The sequence below is a fragment of the Flavobacterium sp. HJ-32-4 genome (assembly GCF_022532105.1).
Lineage (GTDB): Bacteria > Bacteroidota > Bacteroidia > Flavobacteriales > Flavobacteriaceae > Flavobacterium.
In genome coordinates this window covers 167,416-193,010 of sequence record NZ_CP092832.1, presented here as the reverse complement: position 1 = coordinate 193,010, position 25,595 = coordinate 167,416, and the positions used below count along the sequence as shown (strand labels likewise).

Annotated in this window: 21 protein-coding genes; 4 read left to right on the top strand and 17 right to left on the bottom strand. The window is 52.3% G+C overall.

Going from position 1 to position 25,595, the window contains the following annotated elements; all coding sequences use genetic code 11:
* Positions 1 to 5: 5 nt before the first annotated feature.
* The 5 genes from mrdA to purH all read right to left on the bottom strand — a co-directional run bounded on the left by mrdA (position 6) and on the right by purH (position 6,035).
* On the bottom strand, positions 6 to 1,910 hold the full coding sequence (mrdA, locus tag MKO97_RS00690) for a penicillin-binding protein 2 (RefSeq protein WP_241104155.1): 1,905 nt from the start codon (positions 1,908 to 1,910) through the stop codon (positions 6 to 8).
* Positions 1,907 to 2,413, bottom strand: a complete 507-nt coding sequence (locus MKO97_RS00685) for a rod shape-determining protein MreD (protein WP_241104154.1) — start codon at positions 2,411 to 2,413, stop codon at positions 1,907 to 1,909. The genes mrdA and MKO97_RS00685 overlap by 4 nt, the downstream gene beginning before the upstream one ends.
* A complete protein-coding gene (gene mreC / locus MKO97_RS00680; RefSeq protein ID WP_241104153.1) occupies positions 2,406 to 3,236 on the bottom strand; it encodes a rod shape-determining protein MreC in 831 nt (276 codons plus the stop codon). Before mreC ends, MKO97_RS00685 begins: the two co-directional genes overlap by 8 nt.
* Positions 3,237 to 3,315: 79 nt before the next feature.
* Positions 3,316 to 4,344, bottom strand: coding sequence for a rod shape-determining protein (locus tag MKO97_RS00675; protein ID WP_241104152.1), 1,029 nt, complete (start codon positions 4,342 to 4,344; stop codon positions 3,316 to 3,318).
* Between the two features lie 164 nt (positions 4,345 to 4,508).
* Positions 4,509 to 6,035 (bottom strand): bifunctional phosphoribosylaminoimidazolecarboxamide formyltransferase/IMP cyclohydrolase, encoded by a 1,527-nt coding sequence (purH, locus tag MKO97_RS00670; protein WP_241104151.1) that lies wholly within the window; start codon positions 6,033 to 6,035, stop codon positions 4,509 to 4,511.
* A gap of 189 nt (positions 6,036 to 6,224) precedes the next feature.
* Between purH and MKO97_RS00665 the strand changes: the two genes are divergently transcribed.
* Positions 6,225 to 7,475, top strand: a complete 1,251-nt coding sequence (locus tag MKO97_RS00665; protein WP_241104150.1) for an ABC transporter permease — start codon at positions 6,225 to 6,227, stop codon at positions 7,473 to 7,475.
* A 44-nt stretch (positions 7,476 to 7,519) separates the two neighbouring features.
* On the opposite strand, the gene accD is transcribed toward MKO97_RS00665, so the two are convergent.
* From accD to MKO97_RS00650, 3 genes are all read right to left on the bottom strand, one after another.
* The gene (accD, locus tag MKO97_RS00660; RefSeq protein WP_241104149.1) at positions 7,520 to 8,374 is read right to left on the bottom strand and encodes an acetyl-CoA carboxylase, carboxyltransferase subunit beta; all 855 of its coding nucleotides are present in this window, start codon (positions 8,372 to 8,374) and stop codon (positions 7,520 to 7,522) included.
* 62 nt (positions 8,375 to 8,436) lie between these two features.
* Positions 8,437 to 9,504 (bottom strand): class II fructose-bisphosphate aldolase, encoded by a 1,068-nt coding sequence (gene fbaA / locus MKO97_RS00655; protein ID WP_241104148.1) that lies wholly within the window; start codon positions 9,502 to 9,504, stop codon positions 8,437 to 8,439.
* Between the two features lie 42 nt (positions 9,505 to 9,546).
* On the bottom strand, positions 9,547 to 12,072 hold the full coding sequence (locus MKO97_RS00650) for a BamA/TamA family outer membrane protein (protein ID WP_241104147.1): 2,526 nt from the start codon (positions 12,070 to 12,072) through the stop codon (positions 9,547 to 9,549).
* Between the two features lie 72 nt (positions 12,073 to 12,144).
* On the opposite strand from MKO97_RS00650, the gene MKO97_RS00645 reads away from it, so the two are divergent.
* Complete coding sequence (locus MKO97_RS00645) at positions 12,145 to 12,873, top strand: RNA methyltransferase (RefSeq protein ID WP_241104146.1); 729 nt, start codon at positions 12,145 to 12,147, stop codon at positions 12,871 to 12,873.
* On the opposite strand, the gene MKO97_RS00640 is transcribed toward MKO97_RS00645, so the two are convergent.
* The 4 genes from MKO97_RS00640 to MKO97_RS00625 form a co-directional block, all read right to left on the bottom strand.
* Positions 12,870 to 13,568: a porin family protein gene (locus tag MKO97_RS00640; RefSeq protein ID WP_241105479.1), complete on the bottom strand. Its 699-nt coding sequence runs from the start codon at positions 13,566 to 13,568 to the stop codon at positions 12,870 to 12,872. The two genes, MKO97_RS00645 and MKO97_RS00640, sit on opposite strands and share 4 nt — an antisense overlap.
* Positions 13,568 to 14,314, bottom strand: a complete 747-nt coding sequence (gene ubiE, locus MKO97_RS00635) for a bifunctional demethylmenaquinone methyltransferase/2-methoxy-6-polyprenyl-1,4-benzoquinol methylase UbiE (protein WP_241104145.1) — start codon at positions 14,312 to 14,314, stop codon at positions 13,568 to 13,570. The genes MKO97_RS00640 and ubiE overlap by 1 nt, the downstream gene beginning before the upstream one ends.
* A 105-nt stretch (positions 14,315 to 14,419) precedes the next feature.
* Positions 14,420 to 14,905, bottom strand: a complete 486-nt coding sequence (locus MKO97_RS00630) for a dihydrofolate reductase (RefSeq protein WP_241104144.1) — start codon at positions 14,903 to 14,905, stop codon at positions 14,420 to 14,422.
* 252 nt (positions 14,906 to 15,157) lie between these two features.
* Positions 15,158 to 15,493, bottom strand: coding sequence for a 2TM domain-containing protein (locus MKO97_RS00625; protein WP_241104143.1), 336 nt, complete (start codon positions 15,491 to 15,493; stop codon positions 15,158 to 15,160).
* A 244-nt stretch (positions 15,494 to 15,737) separates the two neighbouring features.
* On the opposite strand from MKO97_RS00625, the gene MKO97_RS00620 reads away from it, so the two are divergent.
* Positions 15,738 to 16,034 carry an isoamylase early set domain-containing protein gene (locus MKO97_RS00620; protein ID WP_241104142.1) on the top strand — a complete coding sequence of 99 codons (297 nt, stop codon included), beginning with the start codon at positions 15,738 to 15,740 and terminating at the stop codon, positions 16,032 to 16,034.
* A gap of 47 nt (positions 16,035 to 16,081) precedes the next feature.
* On the opposite strand, the gene MKO97_RS00615 is transcribed toward MKO97_RS00620, so the two are convergent.
* The 5 genes from MKO97_RS00615 to MKO97_RS00595 form a co-directional block, all read right to left on the bottom strand.
* Positions 16,082 to 20,692: a reprolysin-like metallopeptidase gene (locus MKO97_RS00615; RefSeq protein ID WP_241104141.1), complete on the bottom strand. Its 4,611-nt coding sequence runs from the start codon at positions 20,690 to 20,692 to the stop codon at positions 16,082 to 16,084.
* Between the two features lie 61 nt (positions 20,693 to 20,753).
* On the bottom strand, positions 20,754 to 21,578 hold the full coding sequence (locus tag MKO97_RS00610; protein WP_241104140.1) for a thymidylate synthase: 825 nt from the start codon (positions 21,576 to 21,578) through the stop codon (positions 20,754 to 20,756).
* Between the two features lie 114 nt (positions 21,579 to 21,692).
* Complete coding sequence (locus MKO97_RS00605) at positions 21,693 to 22,319, bottom strand: bifunctional nuclease family protein (protein ID WP_241104139.1); 627 nt, start codon at positions 22,317 to 22,319, stop codon at positions 21,693 to 21,695.
* A 183-nt stretch (positions 22,320 to 22,502) separates the two neighbouring features.
* Positions 22,503 to 23,468 carry an electron transfer flavoprotein subunit alpha/FixB family protein gene (locus MKO97_RS00600; protein ID WP_241104138.1) on the bottom strand — a complete coding sequence of 322 codons (966 nt, stop codon included), beginning with the start codon at positions 23,466 to 23,468 and terminating at the stop codon, positions 22,503 to 22,505.
* Between the two features lie 121 nt (positions 23,469 to 23,589).
* Positions 23,590 to 24,336 (bottom strand): electron transfer flavoprotein subunit beta/FixA family protein, encoded by a 747-nt coding sequence (locus MKO97_RS00595; RefSeq protein ID WP_241104137.1) that lies wholly within the window; start codon positions 24,334 to 24,336, stop codon positions 23,590 to 23,592.
* A 275-nt stretch (positions 24,337 to 24,611) separates the two neighbouring features.
* Between MKO97_RS00595 and MKO97_RS00590 the strand changes: the two genes are divergently transcribed.
* Positions 24,612 to 25,595, top strand: a complete 984-nt coding sequence (locus MKO97_RS00590) for a pyruvate dehydrogenase complex E1 component subunit beta (protein WP_241104136.1) — start codon at positions 24,612 to 24,614, stop codon at positions 25,593 to 25,595.

Here is a 25,595-nt window from a genome sequence, read left to right as displayed (position 1 = left end):
TCACACTAGTTTTTCGGATCGAGTGAATCGGAATCTTCCTGGAAGCGCTCGGCCCCCAATAGGGTGTCTTTGGCTTTTCGGGTATAGCGCTCGTATTCGGCCTGCAGGCTTTTCTCGAGGATGAATTTCTCGCGCGCCGGCTGGGTGATTTTCCCCCGGAGGTATTTTTCGATCATGAGACTCGCAATCGGACCGGCAATGGTCGCGCCAAATCCCCCGTTTTCCACGAATACGGCGATGGCAATCTTCGGGTTCTCCATCGGGGCAAACGCCACGAAGATCGAGTGGTCTTTTAACTGGATACGTTTGCCGCCAATCTTCGTAAAGTTCTCAGCCGTTCCGGTTTTACCACAGATGTTGATGCCTTCGACTTTCAGGTGGCTCGCGGTTCCGAAGTTATACACGTCGAAAAGGCCGGATATCATCGGGTCGAAATACTTTTTATCGATGGTGGTGACGTGTTTGGTCGTATACTTCGGATCGATTTTCTCGCCTTTGATTTTCTTGATGATGTGGGGCGTGTAGTAGTAGCCTTTGTTGGCCACTGCCGAAATCATGTTCGCCAATTGGATGGGCGTTGCCAATACTTCGCCCTGTCCGATGGCATTCGATACGATGGTGGTCGATTTCCACCCGCCGTTCGGATACATGCGTTTGTAGGTTTTCGACGTTGGAATTTTTCCGCGCTTGCCCGTCGGTAGGTCGTATCCCATGAACTCGCCCAACCCGAAACTACGGGCATGTTTCGAGAACACGTCGACCGCATAAGCCGGGCTTCGGTATTTGTTGATGGTCCGCATGTAAGCCGTTCCGAAGTAGGCGTTACACGAGTTATAAATGCCGTTGTGCAGTTGGTGGGGTCCGGAACCGTGACAGCGCATGAACCGGCCCGGCGCGTAACTAAAGCCGTGGTGACACATGACGGTGGTTTGTTCGTCAACGGCGCCTTCCTGCAAAGCGATCAGGCCTGTGATGATCTTGAAAGGCGATCCGGGCGGGTATTGCGACAGCAATCCACGGTCAAAAAGCGGTTTGGCGATAGAATCGTTGTAGAGTTGGGTGTAATTCCGCGAACGCTGACGGCCCACGAGAATGGAGGGGTCGTAGGAAGGTGCCGTTACCAACGCCAGGATTTCCCCCGTTTTGGGTTCGATGGCCACGATACCGCCGCGCTTGTTGATCATGAGTTTCTCGCCGTATTCCTGCAGGACGGCGTCAATAGTGAGGGTGATGTCTTCTCCCTGTTTGGCGATGGTGTCGAAACGTCCTTGTTGGTACGGGCCGATGTCGCGGTTGAATTTGTCCTTCTGCCGGTATTTCACACCTTTTATCCCCCGCAGGATCTTCTCATAACTCTGCTCGACGCCCTGTCGTCCGATGAGGTCGCCGGCATGGTAGTAGTGGTTTTTTTCCAGTTCGGCCGGACTCACCTGGGCGATCGAACCGAAGATATTCGCCCCCACCTTCACCTGGTAATCGCGGAGGGAACGTTTGACGACTTCAAAGCCGGGTTCGAATTTCCGCATCTTTTCCTGCAGCGCGGCATATTCGCTTTTGTTGAGTTGGGAAAGGAACACGGACGGGAGCCTTGGACTGTAATCCCGTGCTTTTTTGATGATGCGAAGGAAGTCGTCTTTGCTGATGTTGAGCAGGCGACAGAATTCGAGGGTGTCGATATTCTTGACGTCCTTAGGGGTCACCATGATGTCGTAGGAGGGCTGGTTGGCCACCAGTAACTTGCCGTTCCGGTCGTAGATATAACCACGTTCGGGGTAATCGTATACGATCCGGAGGGCATTATTTTCCGACTTCAGTTTGAGCTCCTGGTCAATGATCTGGAGGTAAAACAGTCGGACCACGATCAACAGGGTGCTGATAATGATAACGGTAGGAAGCAATACTTTTCTCATCGCCGCGCGGGTTTAAACAAATGGATGAGCAACAGGCACATCAATAAGGTAAAAATCGTGCTGGTGAACGTTTGGGCCAGGACTTTCAGGAACAGGCTCGCGCGGAAGGCTTCCAGCACGAACAGAACCAAATGGTGCATGGCCACACAAATCAGGATGAAGGAAAAACGTTCGGGTGTGAGCCGGTCGTTGATTTTAATGGTCTGGTATTCATAGCTGACTCCGAATGAAAACCGGAAGAAAGACGGTCGCAAATAGGCCAGTACGATCGAAGCCGTGGCATGCACACCGCCGGAATTCAGGAAGTGGTCGATGATGAGTCCCATCAGAAACGCCGCCAACAAAAGTCCGTAGCGATTTCCGTTCACCGGATACAAGATGATGAACAGCACATACGGAAAGGGGTTGAGGTAGCCCGAAAAATGAAAGGCATCAAAAATAAGGATCTGTGCCGCGAGCAGCATCACAAAACGGACGATATTGAATAGGATCGTACTATTCATTTTTGGCCTTTGTTTCTGCTTCGAGGCGTTGTACCTCTGCCCGGTCTTTGTTTTTGATGATGTAGACGTAACCGAGATTGGTCATATCGTTAAACAACCGTACGTCGATGGTGTAGTAGTTCGTCTCGTCGTCGGTGTAGTATTTGTCGATGGTGCCGATGCCAATGTTCTCAGGGAAAATCAGCGATTGTCCGCCGGTCACGATGGTATCGCCCTTGCGGATAGAAGCCAGGCGCGGCACTTCTCTCAACTGCACGACACCGGCATTTTTTCCATTCCAGGTAAGGGTACCGAAGTGGTTCGATTTTTTGATCTTGGCGTTGATCTGTGATTTGATGTTCAGGACGCTCTGCACCGTGGCGTAGTTCGTCGAGGTTGTCTCTACAATGCCGACGATGCCCAGGTCGTTGATGACCCCCATGTCGGTCCGGATGCCTTTGCGGTTTCCGGCATCGATGGTGATGTAATTGTGTTGGGTGTTGTAGGTATTGTGTACCACTTTCGCCACTAAAACTTCCGTTTTGCGTACGCCGCGGATGCTGTCGAACACCGGTTTGCCCGTCGAATCGACCCGGTTGAACAGCAACGCTTTGAGGCGTGCGTTCTCTTTTGCGAGTGCTTCGTTCTGTGAGCGGAGCCCGAAATATTCGTCGATTTCGTTCATCTGCGAATAGATTCCGCCCGTGAACGCATTGGCCGAACTGATGACCCGGCTGCGGTGGTAGGAGTGTGCCTGTATGGTCAGCGAAATGGATATGCCCAAAAGCAGCAAAAACAGCAACTTATGGCTGTTTTTAATGACGAAGGCGAGTATCTGCTGCATCCGGGAGAGATTGGAAATCCCAAATAACAAATTCCAAATCGCAAGTCCTTATTGGAATTTGGAATTTGTCCCTTGGAATTTATTTTATCAATATACTTCTGAATTTGTTGATGTTCTTAAGCGCCATTCCGGTACCCCGAACAACGGCGCGAAGCGGGTCTTCCGCAATGTATACGGGAAGATCGGTCTTCAGGGAAATCCGTTTGTCGAGTCCGCGAAGCATCGAACCGCCACCTGCCAGGTAAATACCGGTATTGTAGATGTCGGCGGCGAGTTCCGGCGGTGTCTGCGACAGCGTCTCCATCACCGCATCTTCGATACGCTGTATCGACTTGTCGAGTGCTTTGGCAATTTCGCGGTACGAAACCTCTACCTGTTTTGGTTTGCCGGTCAGCAAATCGCGTCCCTGTACCGACATATCATCCGGCGGGGTGTCGAGTTCCTCGATGGCCGCTCCGATTTCAATCTTGATTTTCTCCGCGGTACTTTCCCCAACGAAGAGGTTGTGCTGTGTCCGCATGTAATATACGATGTCGTTCGTAAACACGTCACCGGCGATCTTCACCGATTTGTCGCATACGATGCCACCCAATGCGATGACTGCGATTTCCGTCGTTCCCCCTCCAATGTCGACAATCATGTTCCCTTTTGGCTGCATGATATCCACTCCGATACCGATTGCAGCGGCCATTGGTTCGTGGATGAGGTAGACTTCTTTTCCGTTCACGCGCTCACAGCTTTCCTTCACCGCGCGCATTTCCACTTCGGTAATACCTGAAGGGATACACACCACCATGCGAAGGGCCGGTGTAAACATTTTTTTCTTCAGCGCCGGGATGCTCTTGATGAACATGCTAATCATCTTTTCAGACGCATCGAAGTCGGCGATGACCCCGTCTTTCAGCGGGCGGATCGTTTTGATGTTCTCGTGCGTCTTACCCTGCATCAGGTTGGCTTCTTTACCGACGGCAATGATCTTGCCGGAAACCCGGTCACGGGCTACGATCGACGGACTGTCGATCACAACCTTGTCGTTGTGGATGATGAGCGTATTCGCGGTTCCGAGGTCGATAGCAATATCCTCGGTCATGAAATCAAAAAATCCCATACAATCTGCGGGGGTTTGTGGTTACGGTTTTAGTCCTTGCAAAGGTATATAATTTCGCGTACCAACGCGCCCTGCTATTTTATTTTCAGGGAGATTTTTAAAAACGCGGAAGCCTTCCCCGCCGAACGTTGGAAAAGGCTTCCGAAAGGGCGTCGTAACCCGCGTCAATGCTTGAAATGACGGGTGCCGGTGAACACCATCGCCATCCCGTTTTCATTGCAGTACGTGATGCTCAATTCGTCTTTGATCGAACCACCCGGCTGGATGACCGCCGTGATGCCTGCGTGGTGCGCAATTTCGACGCAATCGGGAAACGGAAAGAAGGCGTCACTTGCCATTACCGCACCCTCGAGTGAAAAGCCAAATCCCTGGGCTTTTTCGATTGCCTGGCGCAGGGCATCGACCCGTGAGGTTTGTCCGGTTCCGGAGGCGAGCAGGGTGCTATTTTTCGCCAGTACGATGGTATTCGACTTGGTGTTTTTGCAAATTTTCGACGCGAAAAGCAGGTCGTCGATTTCCTGTTGGGTCGGCGCTTTTGCCGTGACGGTGGTCAGTCCGTCGGCACGGTCCGTAACGTCATTGCGGTCTTGTATGAGCAAGCCGTTCAAGGCGGTGCGGACCTGCTTTTTCGGAAGCTCGACGTCTTTCTGTACCAACAGGATACGGTTCTTTTTCTCTTTCAGTATGGCAACTGCTGCGTCGTCAAATGAAGGGGCAATCACCACTTCGCAGAACAGTTGGTTGATTTCCGAGGCGGTGTCGGCATCGATCGGGCCATTAGCAATCAATACACCGCCGAAAGCCGAGGTCGGATCGCCGTCCAAAGCAGCCAAATACGCTTCTTTCATAGTCATGCGTGTAGCTATTCCGCAGGCATTGTTGTGTTTCAGGATCGCAAACGTAGGGGCATCGCCTTTGAACTCGAGAATGAGGTTGACGGCGGCGTCTACGTCAAGGAGGTTGTTGTAGGAGAGTTCCTTTCCGTGCAATTTGTCGAACATCCGGGAGAGGTCGCCGAAAAACCAGCCGCGTTGGTGTGGGTTTTCGCCATACCGAAGGGTTTCCCCGTTTGAAATGCTGGCTTTATACACCGTTTCGTCCGTGTTGAAATAGTTGAAAATAGCGGTGTCATAGTGTGACGATACCTGAAAGGCTTTGGTGGCAAAGTCCTTGCGCTCGTCCCAACTGGTGGCGGCACCGTTCTTTTTCAGGATGTCAAGAAATTCAGGGTATTGGTTTACCGACGCAATGATGACGGTGTCTTTGAAGTTCTTCGCTGCCGCGCGGATGAGGGAAATCCCGCCGATGTCGATCTTTTCGATGATGTCGGCCTCTGGTGCGCCGGACGCGACCGTTTGTTCGAACGGATACAAGTCGACAATCACGAGGTCGATTTGGGGAATATCATATTCCTGCATCTGTGCGACGTCACCCTCATGGTTCTGGCGGTTCAGGATCCCGCCGAAAATCTTGGGGTGCAGGGTTTTGACGCGTCCGCCCAGAATCGAAGGGTAGGAGGTGACATCTTCTACCGGGATGACCGGGATGCCCAGATTTCGAAGGAATTCTTCTGTTCCTCCGGTTGAATAAAATGTGACGCCCTGCTCGTGCAACAGGCGCGCGATCGGCTCGAGACCGTCTTTATAGAAAACGGAAACCAGCGCCGACCGGATGGGTTTTGTCGTGCTCATGAAGTAGTTGTGTTTGGTAAAGTAGTAACCCTGAACGGGCAACCAGGCTGCAAAAGTACTTGATTACGACCAAAGATGCACGATAGGGCTGTAACAATTTTGCCATTACCGACACTAAACCAGAGGATCCGCATGATTAGGTTTTGTCGCGAAAATGTCGGACTTTTATCCAACGCAAAAAAGGGCGGGATGCTGGTATACCTAAGGCTTTTATCGGAAAGTTTCCACTTCGCGCTTCAGGCGCTGAAAAACAACAAACTTCGAACGTTCCTGTCCCTTCTCGGGGTCACGATCGGTATTTTCTCGATCATTGCCGTGCTTTCGGCGGTCGACTCACTTGACGCGAAGTTCAAGAAGGACTTAAGTGCGCTCGACAAAAACACGGCGTTCCTGTTGCGTTTCCCGTTTGGGCCAAGTGACATCCCACAATGGAAGCTTGAGCAGTTTCCGGACGTGAAATACGATGAATATGTCTACCTGAAATCGTCGCTGAATACTGTGGAAGACGTGGCATTCCAGGTTTGGGCGCCGCACGAATCCATCAAATACGAGGGGGAGACGGCGAAGGAAATCAATACGGTTCCGATTTCGTATGAGTTTGCCAATATCCAAAAGCTCGATTTTGAAGAGGGACGTTTCTACAATGAGGCTGAGTCGAATTCGGGTTCACCCGTTGTGGTACTCGGGTACGAAGTGGTACAGAAACTCTTCGGGGGCAGCAGTCCGATTGGAAAGCAAGTCCGTATGTATGGTCAGCGTTTTACGGTCATCGGCGTATTGAAGAAACAAGGAAAGGGGCTGTTCGGTGATTCGAACGACACGTCTGCGTTTCTTCCCGTGAATTACATCCGCCACCGCTATGGTGATAATGCCGCTTCGTTCACGCCTGTGATCCTAATGAAGCCGAAGCCGGATGTGGAAGCCCAGGAATTTAAAGGCGAAGTGAGCCAGAAAATGCGGCTGTACCGGGGCATCAAACCCGGCGACGTCGACAATTTTTTCGTCAATATCCTGGCGGGGTTCACCGAAGCACTTGACCAGGTCATTGGGGTGCTGAATTTGGTAGGTTGGATCATTGCCGGATTCTCCCTGTTGGTAGGTGGCTTCGGCATTGCCAACATCATGTTCGTATCGGTTAAGGAACGTACGCACCTTATTGGTATACAGAAATCACTTGGAGCCAAGAATAAGTTCATCCTCATGCAGTTTCTTTTCGAATCGGTGGTCCTCTGTCTTTTCGGTGGAGCGATTGGCTTGCTGATGGTATGGGGTACGACGGTGATCCTGACGGATGCGCTCGAATTCGAGTTTATCCTTAGTCTCTACAATGTCTTCTTCGGTACCTTCCTTGCGGTTGTCATCGGCCTTATATCGGGTATTGTGCCCGCGTTGATGGCCTCGCGTCTGGATCCGGTAGAAGCCATCCGGACGGGAATATAGGTCAAAAAAAATCCCGGAAGCCCGGGATTTAAATCGTTTTACTTTTATCGTAACGGTTGGTTCTGGATCAAGTCCAGGAACAGGTTGATTTTGTCTTTCAACTCTTTCCGTTGGGCAATGAAATCCAGGAAACCATGCTCGAGAAGAAACTCTGCCGTTTGGAATCCTTCCGGCAGTTCTTTACCTGTCGTATCCTTCACAACCCGTGGTCCGGCAAAACCGATAAGCGCGCCGGGTTCGGAAATGTTTACGTCTCCCAGCATCGCATACGACGCCGTTGTTCCGCCTGTGGTGGGGTCGGTACAAAGTGAAATATACGGGATTTTCGCATCCGCCAATTGTGCCAATTTAGCCGAGGTCTTGGCGAGCTGCATCAGGGAGTAAGCGGCTTCCATCATACGGGCGCCTCCTGATTTCGAAATCATCACAAACGGAATGCGGTTTTTGATCGAATGGTCTATGCCACGCGCAATCTTCTCGCCGACCACCGCACCCATTGACCCGCCGATGAAGGCGAAGTCCATACAGCACACTACCAGGTCTTTTCCTTTTGATTTGCCCACCGCGGTGCGCACGGCGTCTTTCAGTTTGGTTTTTTCCTGCGCCTCTTTAAGACGGTCGGAATATTTTTTGGTATCGACGAAGTGAAGGGGGTCTTTCGCCGTCATCTTGGCATCGAGTTCGGTAAACTCGTTGTTGTCGAACAGAATTTCAAAATACTCTTTGCTTCCGATGCGGACGTGGAAACCGTCTTCCGGACTTACATACAGATTTCGGGCCAGTTCATCGGCATCCACGATTTTGCCCGTAGGCGATTTGTACCAAAGGCCTTTCGGAACATCTTTCTTGTCTTCCGTAGCCGTCGTGATTCCTTTTTGCGTTCTTTTAAACCAAGCCATTTTGTATCAGGTATATAAAAAATGCCGATGACATGAATCACCGGCAATTTTGATGGTTTTTTTTATAAAGTGTTGACGTTGTTAAGGTCTGCAAAAGCCGCTTCGAGGCGTTTGTTGAAGGTCAGTTCGCCTTCGCGTACCCACTTACGTGGATCATAGTGCTTTTTGTTCGGGGCGTCTGGTCCGTCCGGATTTCCAATTTGTGTTCGGAGGTAATCGATATTTTTCGTCATATAATCACGAATACCTTCTGTAAACGCAAACTGCAGGTCGGTGTCGATGTTCATCTTGATAACGCCGTAGCTGATCGCTTCCCTGATTTCTTCTACTGTCGATCCTGAACCACCGTGGAAGACGAAATCAACCGGGTTTTTCCCCGTTTGGTGCTTCGCCTGGATATACTCTTGCGAATCGCGCAGGATGGTCGGGGTCAGTTTCACGTTTCCGGGTTTGTAAACACCGTGTACGTTGCCAAAAGCAGCGGCGATGGTGAAACGCGGACTCACTTTCAACAATTCGCTGTAGGCGTAGTCGACATCTTCCGGAGTCGAATAGAGTTCCGAATGGTCAACGCCTGAATTGTCTACACCGTCTTCTTCACCACCGGTAATGCCAAGTTCGATTTCGAGTGTCATTCCCATCTTGCTCATGCGCTCAAGATAGGTTTTACAGATTTCGATGTTTTCGTGCATCGGCTCTTCCGACAGGTCGAGCATGTGCGAGCTAAACAGCGGTTTGCCTGTTTCGGCGAAGTGTTTTTCCGACGCATCCAGCAAACCGTCGATCCATGGAAGAAGGTTTTTCGCGCAGTGGTCGGTATGAAGGATCACCGTCGCACCATAGAGTTCCGCAAGGGTGTGGATATGTTTGGCTCCGGCAATGGCTCCGGCAATGGAAGCACGTTGGTTGTCGTTCGACAATCCCTTACCTGCGTTGAAGGCCGAACCTCCGTTTGAAAACTGTATGATGACAGGGGCTTTGAGTTTCGCAGCCGTTTCCAGTGTGCCGTTGATAGTGCTCGATCCCGTGACATTGACGGCAGGAAGGGCGAATCCTTTTTCCTTTGCATAACGGAAGATTGCCTGTACGTCATCGCCTGTTGCGACGCCCGGTTTTATGTTGTGTGACATGTATTCAGGTTTAGGATTAAGGGCGTAAAAATACGAATTATTTTAGAACGGATAATTAATGCCAATGTTAAGCACGGCGTTCGAGAAATTGTAGTCACGGAACCATTTGCGGCCGTACCCGACAGCCGGGTTAAATGTTTTGAATCCCATGTCGATACGCACTACAAAGAAACTCAGGTCATAACGGAAACCAAAGCCCGAGCCCACTGCAATATCGTCGAGTGACCGCAGGCCGGTAAACTGGTTTTCGGGGGTGGTGACATTGTCGAGTACGTTCCAGATATTGCCCGCATCCACAAAAAAGGCGCCTTTGAAACTGTTCAGGATCTTGAAGCGGTATTCGGCGTTGAGGGTCAGTTTCAGGTTGGCTTCGTTGAAGTCGTTCACCGAACCTGAGCGGCCCGGGCCGAGACTATAGGGTTGCCACGCCCGAATGTCGTTCGAACCGCCCGCAAAGTAGCTGCGCGAGAACGGCACGCTTTCGGAATTACCATACGGAATCGCGATGCCCACAAACCCCCGGATAGCGACGACGCGTTCGTGGTTCAGGTCCCAGTGTTTAATGTACTCGAGTTCTGTTTTGGCGTATTGTGAAAACGCAATGCCCAATATTTGCTTGGCACTGTTCTGTGCACCTGCCGTCTGTGAAGCCGAGGCAAACAGCGAGAGCAGGTTGCCGGCTGATTCCAGTTTGGTGCGGAAGACATAGAAGTTGTTGTCGGTCAGGCCTTGCTTGGTGGTCTTTGAAAAACTGAAACTCGACGCGACGATGAGGTTGTTTTCCGTCAGACGTTGTCTACGCTCTTCAATGCTGGCCACGCGTTTGTAGTCGGGGTCCTGCGGGCTCAACGAGGTTTGTCCCGACAGTACCTGGTTGATGAAGTTCGAGGTGCCTTCCGGAATGCGAAGACGCAGGTCACCGCCCGTGGCATCTTCCCAGTTTGTCTGGTCGGTGTTGTACACTTGCGCCAGCTCGTTGAGTCGCGAAAACGACGAACGGTAGACGTTGAAATAGCGGTCGGTTCGCAGGTTGTTGATATACTGGATGTTGATGAGGTCAAAGCGTGCGGTATGGTTCCGCTTCGGGGTCCAGTTATACGTAAACGAGCCCGTCAGGTTCTCTTTGTCAAGTCCGATGTTCTGTTGCTTCGCGAAACCCGTACTGAATACGGTCGACGGAATCATCCGTTTCGGGATGATGCGGTCGGTACCCAATGGGAACAGGATGCGCGGGAAGGCCAGGCGCGTATCGATACCGTATTCCAACAAATTGAAAAAGCGGCCGTCGGGTTCGGCGAACGTACGCGAGGAACCGATATTGCCACGCGCCGCAATCTCCAGTATTTCCGCCCGCCGGAATACGTTTCGGATCGTCACCGAGGCGGTTGCTTCGATACCAAAATCCTGGATATTCGAATGGGTAAAGTCGATGGAAGCCCCAAAGTTGTATTTCTTCCGGGGCGTCAGCAGGACTTTTGCAATAAGGGCATCCGGGTTTTTCGGATCGACCTGGTACTGTATCGTCGGATAGTTGAAGACCTTCAGGTTGCTAAGGGCGCGACTGGTGAAGGTGCCGGCCTGATCCGAATATACGGTGCCTTTCGCCACGAATACCGCATCGGTGATGGCGCGCGGTTTGTAACGCAGTGGTCCGTAACTGAAAATAGTGAAGCCGTTGTAACTAGTGCTGTCGGTGACGGTCTGTGGCGCGTCTTCGGAAAGCGAACCGGTGTAAATGTCAACCCGGCTGATGGTGTACAGGCGGAACGGACGCGTGCTGGTGGAGTCGCCTTCGCGAACCGACTGGTCGCTGATTTCCATTTCAACATTCGGCCGTGTGCCGGTTCCGACGGTATCGATGGTAAAGAGGATGTTGCTCGGTTGGAAATAAAAAGCCCCACGGTTCCGGAAATCGGTCGTAATCCGGGCCCGCTCCGCATCGAAGTTCTCGCTTTTGAACGGGGCGCCGGGTTGCAGGAAAGAGGCGGTCTTCGATGTCCGAAACAACGAATCAAGTGCCGGCGTCCGGATCTTTCGTGTAATCGAATCGATACGATAGAGGTTGCCTTTGGTGATGGAATACGTCACGCCTGCCCGTCGACGTCCGGTCGAGTCGATGGCATAACTTCCTTTGGCCTTGAAATAGCCGTTGTTGAAGAACCACGATTCCAACCGCGCCACCGAACGACGGGTCCGGTTGGTATCGATGATGGCAGGTGGTTCGCCTACTTTTTTCAGGAAGGCATGGATGCCGGAGTAGAGAAACGACTGCCCCTTGCGTTCGACTTGTTTGGCTGACAACAAGCGGCTTTGGCGTGCGAGTTTACGGGGATTGTCCCTGAATTTGGCTTTGTAGGCGGAATCGGGGTTTTCCTTGGCCAGGTTGTAGAGGTTCAACCGCAGTTTATATCCGAGGAAGGCAGTGTTCGGCTTTTGGTAGAGCAGGTTCTCGAGCACATCGTCCCCCTGCTTCTCGCCGTCGACCACAATGGTGTTTTTGGTTAGCAGTGTCCGGTTCTCGGGTACCTTCTGTATGGCATTACACGCGACCAGTAGCAGGGTGATCACGGTAAATAACGCTATTTTTGTACGGGAAGCTGCCAAGGGCACGCGGATTTGAATCAAAAATACATCATTTCGATGGTTGGGAAAAACCAAATAAAACGAATAACGTCACTGCACCATAAAAAATTCCGTAAGTCGTCGGGCTATTTCATCGCAGAAGGACGAAAAGTCATTTCCGAACTGCTGGAGGCGGGCTTCGCACTCGATGCGCTATACGTGACTTCCGATCTCTTCAACGAGGTATCGCCTGCCCTTCGCCAGGCGGTATCCGAAGATATAATGGCACGTATGACGGCGCTCACCAACCCGAGCGATTGCCTGGCGGTTTTCGAAATGAAACAAGTGGCGGGGTTAGAGCTGTCCGGACTCATCCTGGCCCTCGACGATGTGCGCGACCCGGGGAATCTTGGAACGATCATCCGGCTGTGCGACTGGTTTGGGGTAAAACACCTGGTCTGCTCACCCGAATCGGCGGATGTGTATAATCCGAAGGTCGTGCAGGCTACCATGGGGTCGCTGGCACGCGTAAATGTGCACTACCTGCCCTTACAGGAGGTACTTACGACACGTTCGGTTCCGGTTTTTGGGACGTTTATGGATGGAGCGAATGTCTACCACACCGCGCTGCCGAAAGAAGGCATTTTGGTTTTGGGGAACGAAGCCAACGGCATTTCAGACGCGGTAGTATCCTATTGCCAAAACCGTCTTGCGATACCCAGGTTTGGTGCCGAACAGAAAACAGAAAGCCTGAACGTGGCGATGGCCGCCGCGATTTTCCTGAGTGAATTCCGCAGAGGTTCTTAGTGGAAGGTAAAGTTGATGAAGAGTGCGCGTGTCTTCATGCTGCCGATGTTGGAGGTCCACGGACTATTCGGGTCGTTGTCAGGCACCAGTTCGTTGTTTAAACTGAACACACCGCGAATCGAAGGCGAGAATTTGAAATACTGCAGGTAGAGGTCCACGCCAAATCCAATCTCATAAAAGTTCGTCCATTTCGTCATCCGGAAACGGTTGTTGGCGTTGTCGTCTCTAGACTTTTCATTACTCGAGAGGTTGAGCGCGGTACCCACACCCCCTACGAGATACGGACGTACGTTACCGGTACGGTTCGCCGAGAACTTCAACAACAGCGGGAAATGGATATAGGTGGACTTGACCTCGCGAAGCGCGTCGAACTCATTTGAAAAGCCCGGAAACGTCAGGTTTCGCTGGTTGAAGTAAAGGCCCGGCTCGAAGCGAAGGTCGAAGGATTCGTGCAGGCGTAGGTTCCCGACGAGGCCTACGTTGAAGCCGATGGTATTTTCTACCTGCACATCGGGACCGACCGTTTTATAGTCGAATTTAAAATGATAGGAGTTGAAGCCGAGGAAGTAGCCCCAGTGCACGCGCTGTTTGTCAAAATTCTCGAGGTTGATGATCGGGTCTTTTGAAAACATGCCGCCCTGCGCCTTTCCAGCAAAGGAGGCCAGTAGCAAAAAAGCGAACGCAAGTCGTTTCATCATAGCGTGTCCGGACGTTTCTTCGTAGCGGAATAAAGGGTTGCAACACCAAATGTCTGTGGCATCGCCTTGACGTCTATAAACCCCGTTTTTCGCAAAATATTGTTAAGCGCCTCGCCATACGGGAAGACAGAAGCCGATTCTGACAGGTAACGATAGGCAGAATTGTCTTTTGAAAAGAGGCGTCCGATCAGCGGCAGTATGTATTTCGAGTGGAAGCGATAACCTTGTTTCCACGGAAATTTTTCCGGTACCGATGTTTCCAGGATGACGAGCAACCCGCCCGGGCGCAGCACGCGGAGGATTTCGGAAAGTCCTTTTTCAAGGGTTTCAAAATTCCGGATGCCAAATCCCACGGTGACGGCGTCAAAGGTTCCGTCTTCGAACGGCAGGTTTTCTGAATCGCCGACGACCATCCGGATTTGTCCCGACAGTCCTTTCACATCTACTTTCTGTTTTCCAATCTCAAGCATACCGGTCGAAATGTCGAGTCCGACGATCTTCGATGCCCCGGTTTTCGCCATGAGGATCGCAATGTCGCCGGTGCCTGTCGCCACGTCCAATATCGCATCCGGTTGGATGTCGCTTACCATCCGCAACATCTTCTGGCGCCATTTGACGTCGGCACCAAACGAGATCACCCGGTTCAATCCATCATAGTTGCCTGAGATGGTATCGAACATCTGGGTCACCTGTTCTTTCTTGCCGAGGCCCGAATCTTTATACGGTGTTACGGTTTTTGACATGTCATCTTCTTTTCACTACGGCATCTTCCTGACATCCGTGGCGCAAAGGTAACGGAAATTTGGTTTTGGGGGAAAGATTCGATGCGGAAGCCCGTCAGGGGGCGTTTACCTTTTTCGGTGGTAGGTTTCGTAGGTGAAGTCGACCCGGTGTTTTTCGTCTTTCGGATGATACTCGGACGTTACGAGTTGCCATTCATCGGGATCGATGTTCGGGAAATACGCGTCGGCCTCGAACGTGCCGTGCACGCGGGTCAGTTCGATGGCGTCGGCTAAGGGCAACGCCAGATGGTAGATTTCACCGCCGCCGATGACATATACGTCTTCGTTTTTCGGTGCGGCTTCCAAAGCCTCTTCGATACTTTTGACGACAGTGCAGCCAGGTGCTTCATAAAATGCCTGCCGGGTAATGATAATATGATGGCGGTCGGGAAGGGGTTGGGGGAAGCTTTCGAAGGTCTTCCGTCCCATAATAATATAATGGTGGCGCGTCAATTGCTTGAACCGTTTGAAATCATCCGGAAGGTGCCAGACCAGTTGATTGTCTTTTCCGAGTGCGTTGTTTTCGGCGGCGGCGGCGATGAGGATGGTCATGGAGTAGGTGGTGGTCAGTAGTCAGTAGTCAGTGGTCAGTGGTCAGTAGTCGGTGGTTGGTGGTTGGTGGTTGGTAGTTGGTAGTTGGTAGTTGGTAGTTGGTAGTTGGTGGGGCACTAAGGTAGTAAAGCCGTGTGACAACCCAAAACGGTGAAGGAGAGTTGAGGGTTGAGAGGTGATAGTTGATGGTTCGTAGTTCATGGTTGATGGTTGATGGTTGATGGGGAGCGGTACGCACCCAACCCTTACCACCTAAGCCTGTTGTTCCCGTTTCAATCTTGCCTCCAGTTGCTCGATTTTCTTTTCCTGCCGGGCGATGAGGCGTTCGATCTGGTCGCGCTCCCATTCCTTGTTCATGAAGCGGTCGATGATATACACCTTAATAAAGTGGAGGATCATGAGGAAGAACCAGATGGTAATGGTCCACGGATACCAAACGACCCGATCATCGGCTGTTTCCAGGAGTTCGTTCGCCACGTACATAAACAGGCTGCCGACGAGGAAGAGAACGAAGTGGTAGCACAGCACTTTTTTCTGCCGGATGCGTTTTCGGGCATTTTCGTAAAGTTCGTGGTTCATTTGTGCCATTTCGGGCGGTTTTTTGGCATTTAAAAGTAAAATTAATTTCGGAAATTAACAATTCGTGTCTGATAATCCGGCAAAGGGCAAACGTTGTATGTCTGTAAATCCAAAATAATACATCGTTATCGGTTACGGATATCTTGAAAATTTAAGGAGGAAAATGCAAGAGCCTCAAAACTAAACAGATGCTGTGGAAGTTTAACTAAAACGCCTTTACTTTGCCCCGTAGAAATCTATAAACTAATAAGTTATGGCACTCAAGAAACAATTCATAAAAACAAAGCCAGTAGCGAAAGTAACGTTTTCATTCGAAGCTAAAGAAGCCACTGTTGCTTCGGTTATCGGTGATTTCAACAACTGGGATCCGAAAGCAGGTGAACTGGGCAAACTGAAAAACGGTACCTTCAAAGGTACGTTCGAAGTTCCGACCGGTGCTTCTTACGAGTTCAAGTACCTGATCGACGGTGCTTACGTAAACGAAGCAGAAGCCGATGCGTTCCAATTCAACGCGTTTGCCGGTGCTGAAAACAGCGTACTGGCACTGTAAGTGTCACGACCTTAAAAAAGAATCCGCCTCTTGGGGCGGATTTTTTTTTAGAACACTATCTTCTTGACAAGCGTTCGCCCATCAATCGTCACCCTGACCACAATCGGTTGGTTCGCGATGCGTAGATCGTCTGTTGCGAATCGATTCGTGTGATCCGCTCTGGTTTCATACAGTCGCCTTCCCAGTATGTCATAAACGATCACGTGCTCGATGTGTCCGGATGTCTCGATCTGTAGATGCTGTTCCTGTTTGAACACCACTGCGCGCGGCGTAGCCGTGGGATCGGGTAGTGGGAGCGCTGTATTCTGGTATACGATCGAAAAGCGATCAGCGTAATCACCCGCTGCCGAACCGAAGGTATACGGCGTTTCGGTAAGTTCATGCACGGTTCCGGTTGCGGTATCTTTTAGGTAGACGGCCTGGCCCAGGACTTCCCCATCGGCAAAAACACCATCCGCTTCGAAAAGGGAAATCGTGAACGTGCCCGCCGCCGTTGCCCTGAAGCCTAACGGAATTTCGTCGTTGGTATCAAAAGGTGTAGGCCGCGCCTGGATGCTGTAGCGTTTCCCGTTAATCAACGACGCGATGCAGTTGATGTTCTCTTCCATACTCGGCGCATCCATGGATACATCCACGTCCATTGTGGCACCGTCGGCATATCCCACCAAAATCTGGTTCTGCAGACCGTCTTGGTTCGACAGGTTCAGCCACAAACGGCTTCGATCGGTGTTGGCTTCCCTGAAGAAGATCGCCTGGTTTGCCGACGTTCGCATAGCATTGGTGAACGTGGCGGTGCCTGACGCAGCCGTTTCCAGAATAAAGCCTTGCCCCACGGCAATGGTACCGTCGGGGACGGCGCCTCCCGCCGCAGCAGCGACGCCAAAGCTGGTATACGAGGCATAGTTCGATCCCATAGCCGGATTCTGGCTCGCATGCGTCCAGAAATACAGCGATCCGGGGTTTTGCGCGAGAAACAACGAGGCATTCAGCGTTGACGGATACGGATTCCCGATGAGGTTGTAACCATAGCCGGTTCCGGGTGTTCGGGTTGTCGCAATAGTGGCGGTACCGTTGTTCGGAACGCCGGAAAAGAGTCCGTTGAACACTTGCTGGGTGCCATTGGCCGGGAAATCATTGGGGGCCCGGATCATATATCCTTTTGCTTCGACGAATGGAGTGCCCACCGGTTCGATTGCCACGAAACTGTTAGTTGGTTCATTGAGTACGTAAAACCGTGATCCTCCGATATACGGCCCACCGGAAGGGGACACCGTCTTGGGTGAAAACACCTTCAGGTCCTGGCCGCCGACAGGTGCACTCCAGAATACATAATCCAGGCGTCGCATCGTCGCATCGCGTTTGACTTTAATGTTTCCGGTATTGGCGACATCTTTCACCTGCAACAGGTTCGCATTGTTTTCAAGCGTCAAATTGGCCGTAGGCGCCACCGAAACCGCCCCATCGATGATAAGGTCATGTCCGGATTGTATGGTAACAGCGGAAGTACCTGCCACATCCAGCGAGCAGGCCTTTACGTCTTTGGAGGAAACGAAATCGCCGGAAATGGTAGCAGCGACGTTGTCTTGCGGAACGCCGTTGTCCCAGGAAGCGCCGTTCCAGTTGGTGGTAATCTCCCCACATGCTACCTGCGTGGTGGTCTGGCTGCAGATGTTCAGGCTCCAGGCGTTGAGGGAACCCCCGTCGCCACTGGCGGTATCCGCTACCCGAAGCGTCCAGGTGCCCGCCGGAGACTGTCCGTTCAATGCGGATAGCAATTGCGCGGGTTTGACGGATCCGGAAATGGTGGGCGTAGCCCCGCAGACCAACGTGACCCCTGCATCGTCGAAAACGGCGTTGATGTCGTCGTTCGAGCTGCATTTTCCGGAGACTAATTGTATTTGTGTGCCGGTCGGACTTATGAGTGTTAGCGTAAGGTCGGCGACCCACGTATGCGTGAGCTGCACCGATACGTTCACATCGCTGATGGGGCTGGTAGACGTCACATTCAGTGTCGAGTTCACGGTAGATCCCGCACCCGCACTAATGGCGATTGGAACATTTGCGGAAGCAGTCGTCGTACAGCTTACGGTGCCGGTTGTGAATCGGCTAACGGCACCGACACTTCCCTGACAGCCGCTGTTTTTGGGTTGTATCGTCCAGAAGTAGTTGGTGTGGTTTGCCAGTCCGGATAAAGCCAAGCTGTTGGTGGTCGTCTCAAACGCCTGCACGTTTTGCGAAAGGTCGGCGTCGGTCGCCAGGGTAATCAGGTAGGAGGTTGCAGCCGCGTCGGACGCCCAACTCAATGTGGGCGCCGGCGACAGGCCGAACGCCTCGTTAGCAGGGGAGACAACGGTTGGTGTAGCAAAATTGGCATTGAGGATCTCGATGTAAAAGCGTACCGATTTGGTAACGGCTCCCGATGTGCCCGTGACCGTAATAGGGTAGATTCCGGGTGTGCAGCCTCCGGTGTTTGTTACGGTAAGAATGACGTTTCCGGAAGTTGAAACAGACGACTGCGACAAATTCACAACGGCGGGTGTCGGTACGCCGGCTACGGCAAGCGTGGTGGTTCCGGAAAACCCGCTGGTAGTAGAATAGTCGAAGCTGAACGACGTATCCACTCCCTGACAAGCAGCTTTGTTCTGCCCGCCAGCGCCGCCCGCAAACGACAACGCAAACGTCGAGCCCGGCGCTGTGGTCGTAAAAGGGGTGTTGGAAATGTCAAAGAAAATGTTGCCGTTGCCCCTTACCATGATGCGGTTGGTGGTGCCGGTCGCGGCCGGAAGGGTAACGAGTTCGGACCCGTCATTCGGTACTTTCGCGGCCAGTAATGTTGGGAATGTCAGGCCTCCGTCGGTCGACAGGTAAATATCGACATACGCACAGTTGATGTTGTTCGCCGTGGTGCCCGCCACATCCCAGGTGACGGTCTGGTTCGAGGCGCCCGCCCACGACACGGCGGTGTTGGGTGCGGTTACGAGAAAGGGACCCGCGGTGCCGTTGACATTCACCACCATCAGGTCGGAAGCGGTTTGACCACCGCCGGCAACGTTGTCACGAACGGTTACCGAGAAATTAAAGGTGCGTGCGATAGAAGGCAGTACTTCCCAGGTGTTGGAGGTCGCTCCGGTCAATATAGTGGAAAGGGACGGGAAGTAGCGCGTCGGACTGGTGGTGCCGGGCAACGTACGGAACATCGGTCCGGCAGTTCTCGTTGCTGTCGGAGCCGCGTTGTTCTGCGAGGTCGGCAATACAGCCTCGGGATCCCGCTGCTCCCAACAAAAGGTAATCGCGTTGCCATCCGGATCCGATCCGGTAGCGGTCAGCAAGAAGGGCGTTGATTTCGGGATGGTATAATCCGCACCGGCATTGGCAGTCGGCGGGTTATTGGTGAAGTTGGTAATCTGCGCACAAGACGATGACACCCCCGACTGCACATTGGCGGAGATGTCGCGGATATTGACATAGGCGAAATAGTCATCGGAGTTGCTTTGTACGTTGGCGGCGCAGATGCCGGCATAGCCCATGATACTCGAGCCACTTCCGGTTTCGACTTCTGTATTATTGCCCGAACGGCAGGAGTTGTTGCTCTGCGTGTGGTAGCCACCAAACTGATGCCCCATTTCGTGCGCCACATAATCGATATCGAAAGCATCGCCCGTGGGGTTGGAACGACCGGTGTAGCCACGTCCTTTATGGAAACTCGTCTGGTTGGTAGCCGAGCAGACGCATCCGATACAACCGGCATTACCGCCGCCGGTCGTGTTGAAATTGTGCCCGATATCGTAATTGGCAACGCCGATCACTGAATCGATGGTCTGGGCCGTCATGGTGTTGAACTCCGTCGTCCAGGGGTCGGTAGCGGCATCAAGGTAAATGATTTGGTCGTTATTGGCAACGAACACCATCGTGATAGCCAGGTCTTTTTCATACACGCCGTTTACCCGTGTCATGGTAATTGCCATCTGGGCCTGCACGTTCGCCTTTTGTTGCGCAACGGTGCCGGTGCCTTTGAAGAGCGTTGCATACTCGCCATTGCAACTGAGCGCGAGGCGATAGGTGCGTAATTTTTTGTCGTTGGAATCAAGACGGAACTCCCGGTTGGCGCGCGTTCCTGCGTCGGCTTCCTCTGTCGTACACGAGAAGCCCAGGTCGGCTACCGACAAGGCCGCTTTTTCATATACTATATAGGTCTTCCGGTCTTCTGTATAGGGATCGATGAAAACCGTACTGTTGCCCGACGACAGGGTCATACTGTGCAAGCCAAACTGCGTCACGCTGAAACGGGCTACGGCCGTCGGGTCGTTAAGGCCTTGAGCAGCATATGATCGGATATCCGGGAACTTGCGCTGTAGCTCCGGCTCCATTATGGGCGTTTCGATCACGTCGTAAGCGGCCAGGGTGCCATCGGCACCGGGTAAGAAGATGGTATGAAGGCCCCGGGGTTGGCCATCGCCTCGCACCGGAACACCCGCCAACTGCTGTTTAAAGGCTTGAAGGTCAAGTTTAAACAGGGTGTATGCGGACGGAAACGAACTGCGGTTCACCTTCGGCGCCGAAAGTTCTTTTGCAGAAGAGACGCGGGTCCACATGGCCGAGGTTTGCGCCAAAGCGAAAACCGAACATAACAGGAGGCAGAAGGAGGCGAATTTTTTCATGTTCTTCGAGTAGGGGCTCGAAAAGTATGAAAAAAAGAGGAAAATTGTTAAAAAAACGTCGTCAAACTGCCACTATTCCCTTAATGTGCGGATGCGGATCGTAGTCGACCAAGGTGAAGTCATCGAAGGTGAAACCAAAGATGTCGGTTATGTCGGGATTGATCAACATTTTCGGCAACGGGCGTGGTTCGCGCGACAGTTGCAGCTGCAATTGTTCGATGTGGTTGTTGTAGATATGCGCATCGCCGAACGTATGGATGAAGTCGCCGGGTTGTAATCCGACTACCTGCGCGACCATCATGGTGAACAACGCGTAGGATGCAATATTGAAAGGTACACCGAGGAAAATATCCGCACTGCGCTGGTAGAGCTGGCAAGAGAGTTTACCGTCGGCCACGTAAAACTGGAAAAAGGCATGACAGGGTGGAAGGGCCGCTTTGCCGTTGGCGACGTTCTCGGCAAACGATTGGGTCGTATCGGGTAATACCGACGGGTTCCAGGCCGATACCAGCATCCGGCGGCTGTTGGGGTTGGTTTTGAGCGTCTCGACCACTTCGGCGATCTGGTCGAGGTTGGTGCCGTCCCAGTTGCGCCATTGGAAACCGTAGATGGGTCCGAGGTCGCCGTTATCATCCGCCCATTCGTCCCAGATCCGCACACCGTTTTCCTTCAGGTAACCAATATTGGTTTCGCCTTTCAGGAACCATAGCAATTCGTGTATGATCGATTTGACGTGCAGTTTTTTGGTCGTTACCAATGGGAACCCCTCGCTGAGGTCGAAACGCATCTGGTAACCGAAAACGCTGATGGTGCCCGTGCCGGTGCGATCGCCTTTCTGGCTGCCGTTTTCGAGTACGTGGCGGACAAGGTCGTGGTACTGCTTCACTTTACAACTTTTGGGTTTTGAGGCCGGGTTGGGATGGATGCCATCCGTTTCCTGGCCAAAAAAACTGTATCAATAAGGGGCGATTTCCGTTAAACCGGTACCGCGCCCAACATATTAGGATTCCCGTCTTGAGATTTCATCGCGGATCTTCGCCGCTTTCTCATAATCTTCATTTTCGACTGCTCCCTCCAGCAACTCGTACAATTCGGAGAGGCTGTTGGCGGCATACGTATCAGAAGGTGCCTGGTTGGTTTCTTCGAGGCCGAAGGTTTCCGGGCTCGAAAGTACGTCGTCGTTTTCCGGTGTTTCGCGGTCATCGGCCGGATTGGCTTTCAGGTAGATACCCGCCTTGTCCAGGATGTTCTTGTAAGTAAAGATCGGAGCCGAAAAACGAAGTGCCAGCGCGATGGCGTCGGAGGTGCGGGCGTCTATGATCTCTTCGATCTTATCGCGTTCGCAGATGATGCTCGAGTAGAAGACACCGTCGACGAGTTTATGGATGATGACCTGCTTCACCACGATATCGAACCGGTCGGCGAAGTTTTTGAAAAGGTCGTGCGTCAGCGGACGCGGTGGGCGGATCTCTTTTTCAAGCGCGATGGCAATCGACTGCGCCTCAAAGGCACCGATGACAATCGGCAGCTTGCGGTCGCCATCCACTTCGTTGAGGATCAGTGCGTAAGCGCCATTTTGCGTTTGGCTATACGAAATCCCTTTTATGGTCAACTTGACTAAACTCATACGGCAAAGGTACAATCGTTTAACGATTGGGGCAAGTGTCGTTTATTAGTAAAAAAGGCTGCCAAAAACGACTATTTCGGGCAGCCTTGTATGGGCAAATTAACTAAAAATTTTACTCTGATGCGCGAACGGCTACACACATTTTGCTAAAGTTATGAGCCGTCGCGGTTGAAAACGAACGTTTTAGTTGTTCGCTTTGAACGCACGGAGTTTTTCCGTCAGTTTCGGTACGATTTCGAAGGCATCGCCTACCACCCCGTAGTCTGCTACCTTAAAGAACGGTGCATCGGCGTCGGAGTTGATGACGAGTTTTACTTTCGATGAGTTGATGCCGGCAATATGCTGGATCGCACCTGAAATACCGATCGCGATATACAGGTTGGTCGCTACCGGTTTCCCGGTTTGGCCTACGTGCTCGCTGTGGGGTCTCCAACCGAGGTCAGATACCGGTTTTGAGCAGGCAGTCGCAGCACCCAGAACCGACGCCATATCTTCGAGGATGCCCCAGTTTTCAGGACCTTTGAGTCCACGGCCGCCAGACACCACGATGTCAGCATCGGCGATGGTTACTTTACCGGATCCTTTTTCAACCGATTCGGTTTTGATACCGAAGTCGGCGTCGTTCAAAGAAGGTGAGAAGGCTTCTGAAGCCGCTGCCGCGCTTTCTTCTTTGATGCCGTAGGAGTTCTTCGCGAGTCCGATAACTTTCACGTCGGTAGCCAGTTCGGTTACCTGGAAGCCTTTGTTCGAGAACGCGGTGCGCTTCACCTGGAACGGAGCTGTGCTGAGTGGCAGTCCGACTACGTTAGAAGCGTAGGCTGCACCCAATCCCACAGCTACCAGCGGCGCCATGTAAAGGCTGTCGGTAGTCGAAGACAACACGACCAGTCTCGCGCCTTCTTTCTGTGCTGCCTGTTTGAGGAGGTCGGCATAGGCTTTGGCGTTGAAGTTTTTCAGACGGTCGTCGCTGACGGTCAGCACTTTGTCGACGCCGTATTTTCCGAGTTCGGACACGTCGCCGGCGTTTACGGTTACCGCTGTTACGGTGGTACCCAGGTCAGAAGCGACCTTTTTGGCGTAGGAAGCCAATTCGAAAGCGACTTTCTTGAATTTGCCTTCCGCAGATTCTGCGTATACTAAAATGGACATATATTTTTTGTTTTAGTCCGGAACGTGTGCAACAGGTTCCGGAAGAAATGAATGTTTATTTGCAGTGTCCAAGTCTTTCGGTCTTCCTGACTTTCAGACTTTCGACTTTCAGACTTTCAACTTAAATCACCTTCGCTTCCGTATGCAACGCGTTCACCAATTCGTCGAGGTTGTCGACGGTGAAGAGCTTCACGGCTGATTTCGGTGCCGGGCGCTCGAACTTCACGGCCTTGGTTTCCACGGTCACACCCACCGGTTCGAGTACGTTGATGGCTTTTGTACGGGCCGTCATGATACCGCGCATGTTCGGGATACGAAGGTCTTTCTCTTCGACGATGCCTTTTTGTCCGCCTACGATAAGCGGCAGGGAAGCCGACAGCGTTTCTTTTCCGCCGTCGATTTCGCGTACGGCTTTCGCGGTCGTGCCGTCAACGGTCAGGCCGATGCAGGAGTTGACGAAGTTCATACCCGTTAGGGCTGCCAGCATACCGGGCACCATACCGCCGTTGTAGTCGAGTGACTCTTTGCCGCAGATGACGAGGTCGTAGCCACCTTGTTTGACCACTTCCGCCAGTTGCGTGGCGACGAAGAAGCCGTCGGTGGGTTGTGCGTTCACGCGGATACCTTCGTTGGCACCGATTGCTAACGCCTTGCGCAGGGTAGGCTCGGTGTCGGGTCCGCCGACGTTTACCACGGTTACCGTAGCACCTTGCTGCTCCTGGAACCAAATGGCGCGTGTGAGCCCGAATTCATCGTTCGGGTTGATGACGAACTGCACGCCGTTGGTGTCGAACTTGGTGTCACCGTCCGTGAAATTGATTTTGGATGTTGTATCAGGCACGTGGCTGATGCAGACTAATATTTTCATGTAATCACAGATTAAAAGGGGAAGTTTTCCGGATGCGAAAGTACGAAGTATTTCCCTAAAAACTACTATGCATGCATATTAAATTTCACTATTATATCGATTTCGGAGCATGGATTGCGGCCCGGATGGAAGCGGCATCCTTTTGCCGCGGGGTTCGCGGCGAAAGATAGAGCGGACAGCCGGAATTGTCCGCCCTTATCAAAAACGCCGAAACCACTTCCCAAATCATACAAAATCCCTATTTTTGCTATCCGAAAATCTGATAACACGTATATATGAGAACGATACAGTTCCGTGAGGCCATAGCCGAAGCGATGAGTGAAGAGATGCGCCGCGACGAAGCGGTGTATTTGATGGGTGAGGAAGTGGCCGAGTATAACGGCGCCTACAAAGCGTCGAAAGGGATGCTCGACGAGTTCGGGCCGAAGCGCGTGATCGACACGCCGATTGCCGAATTGGGTTTTGCCGGTATCGCGGTAGGTTCGGCCATGAACGGCTGTCGTCCGATCGTGGAATTCATGACCTTTAACTTCTCGCTCGTCGGTATCGACCAGATCATCAACAACGCAGCGAAAATGCGCCAGATGTCGGCCGGGCAGTTCCCGATGCCGATGGTGTTCCGCGGTCCTACGGCTTCCGCCGGACAGTTGGCGGCAACGCACTCGCAGGCGTTCGAGAACTGGTTTGCCAATACACCTGGACTGAAGGTGGTGGTGCCGTCGACGCCGTATGATGCGAAAGGCTTGCTGAAATCGGCGATCCGCGACAACGATCCGGTGATTTTCATGGAGTCGGAGCAGATGTATGGCGACAAAGGCGAAGTGCCGGAAGAGGAATACACGATTCCACTTGGTGTGGCCGATATCAAACGTGAGGGTTCGGATGTGACTATCGTGTCGTTCGGAAAAATCATCAAGGAAGCGTTGGCTGCGGCTGAAACATTGGCTGCGGAAGGCATTTCCTGCGAAGTAATCGACCTGCGCACCGTGCGTCCGATGGATTATGACGCGATCCTGAACTCGGTGAAGAAAACCAATCGCCTGGTTGTGCTGGAAGAGGCCTGGCCGTTTGCGAGCGTGGCGGGCGAGATTACGTATATCGTGCAGGAGCGTGCTTTTGACTACCTCGATGCGCCGATCCAACGTATTACGACGGCTGACACACCTGCGCCGTATTCTCCGGTGTTGCTGAAAGAATGGTTGCCGAATGCGGACGACGTGATTAAGGCGGTTCGCAAAGTGGCGTATAAGAAGAATTGA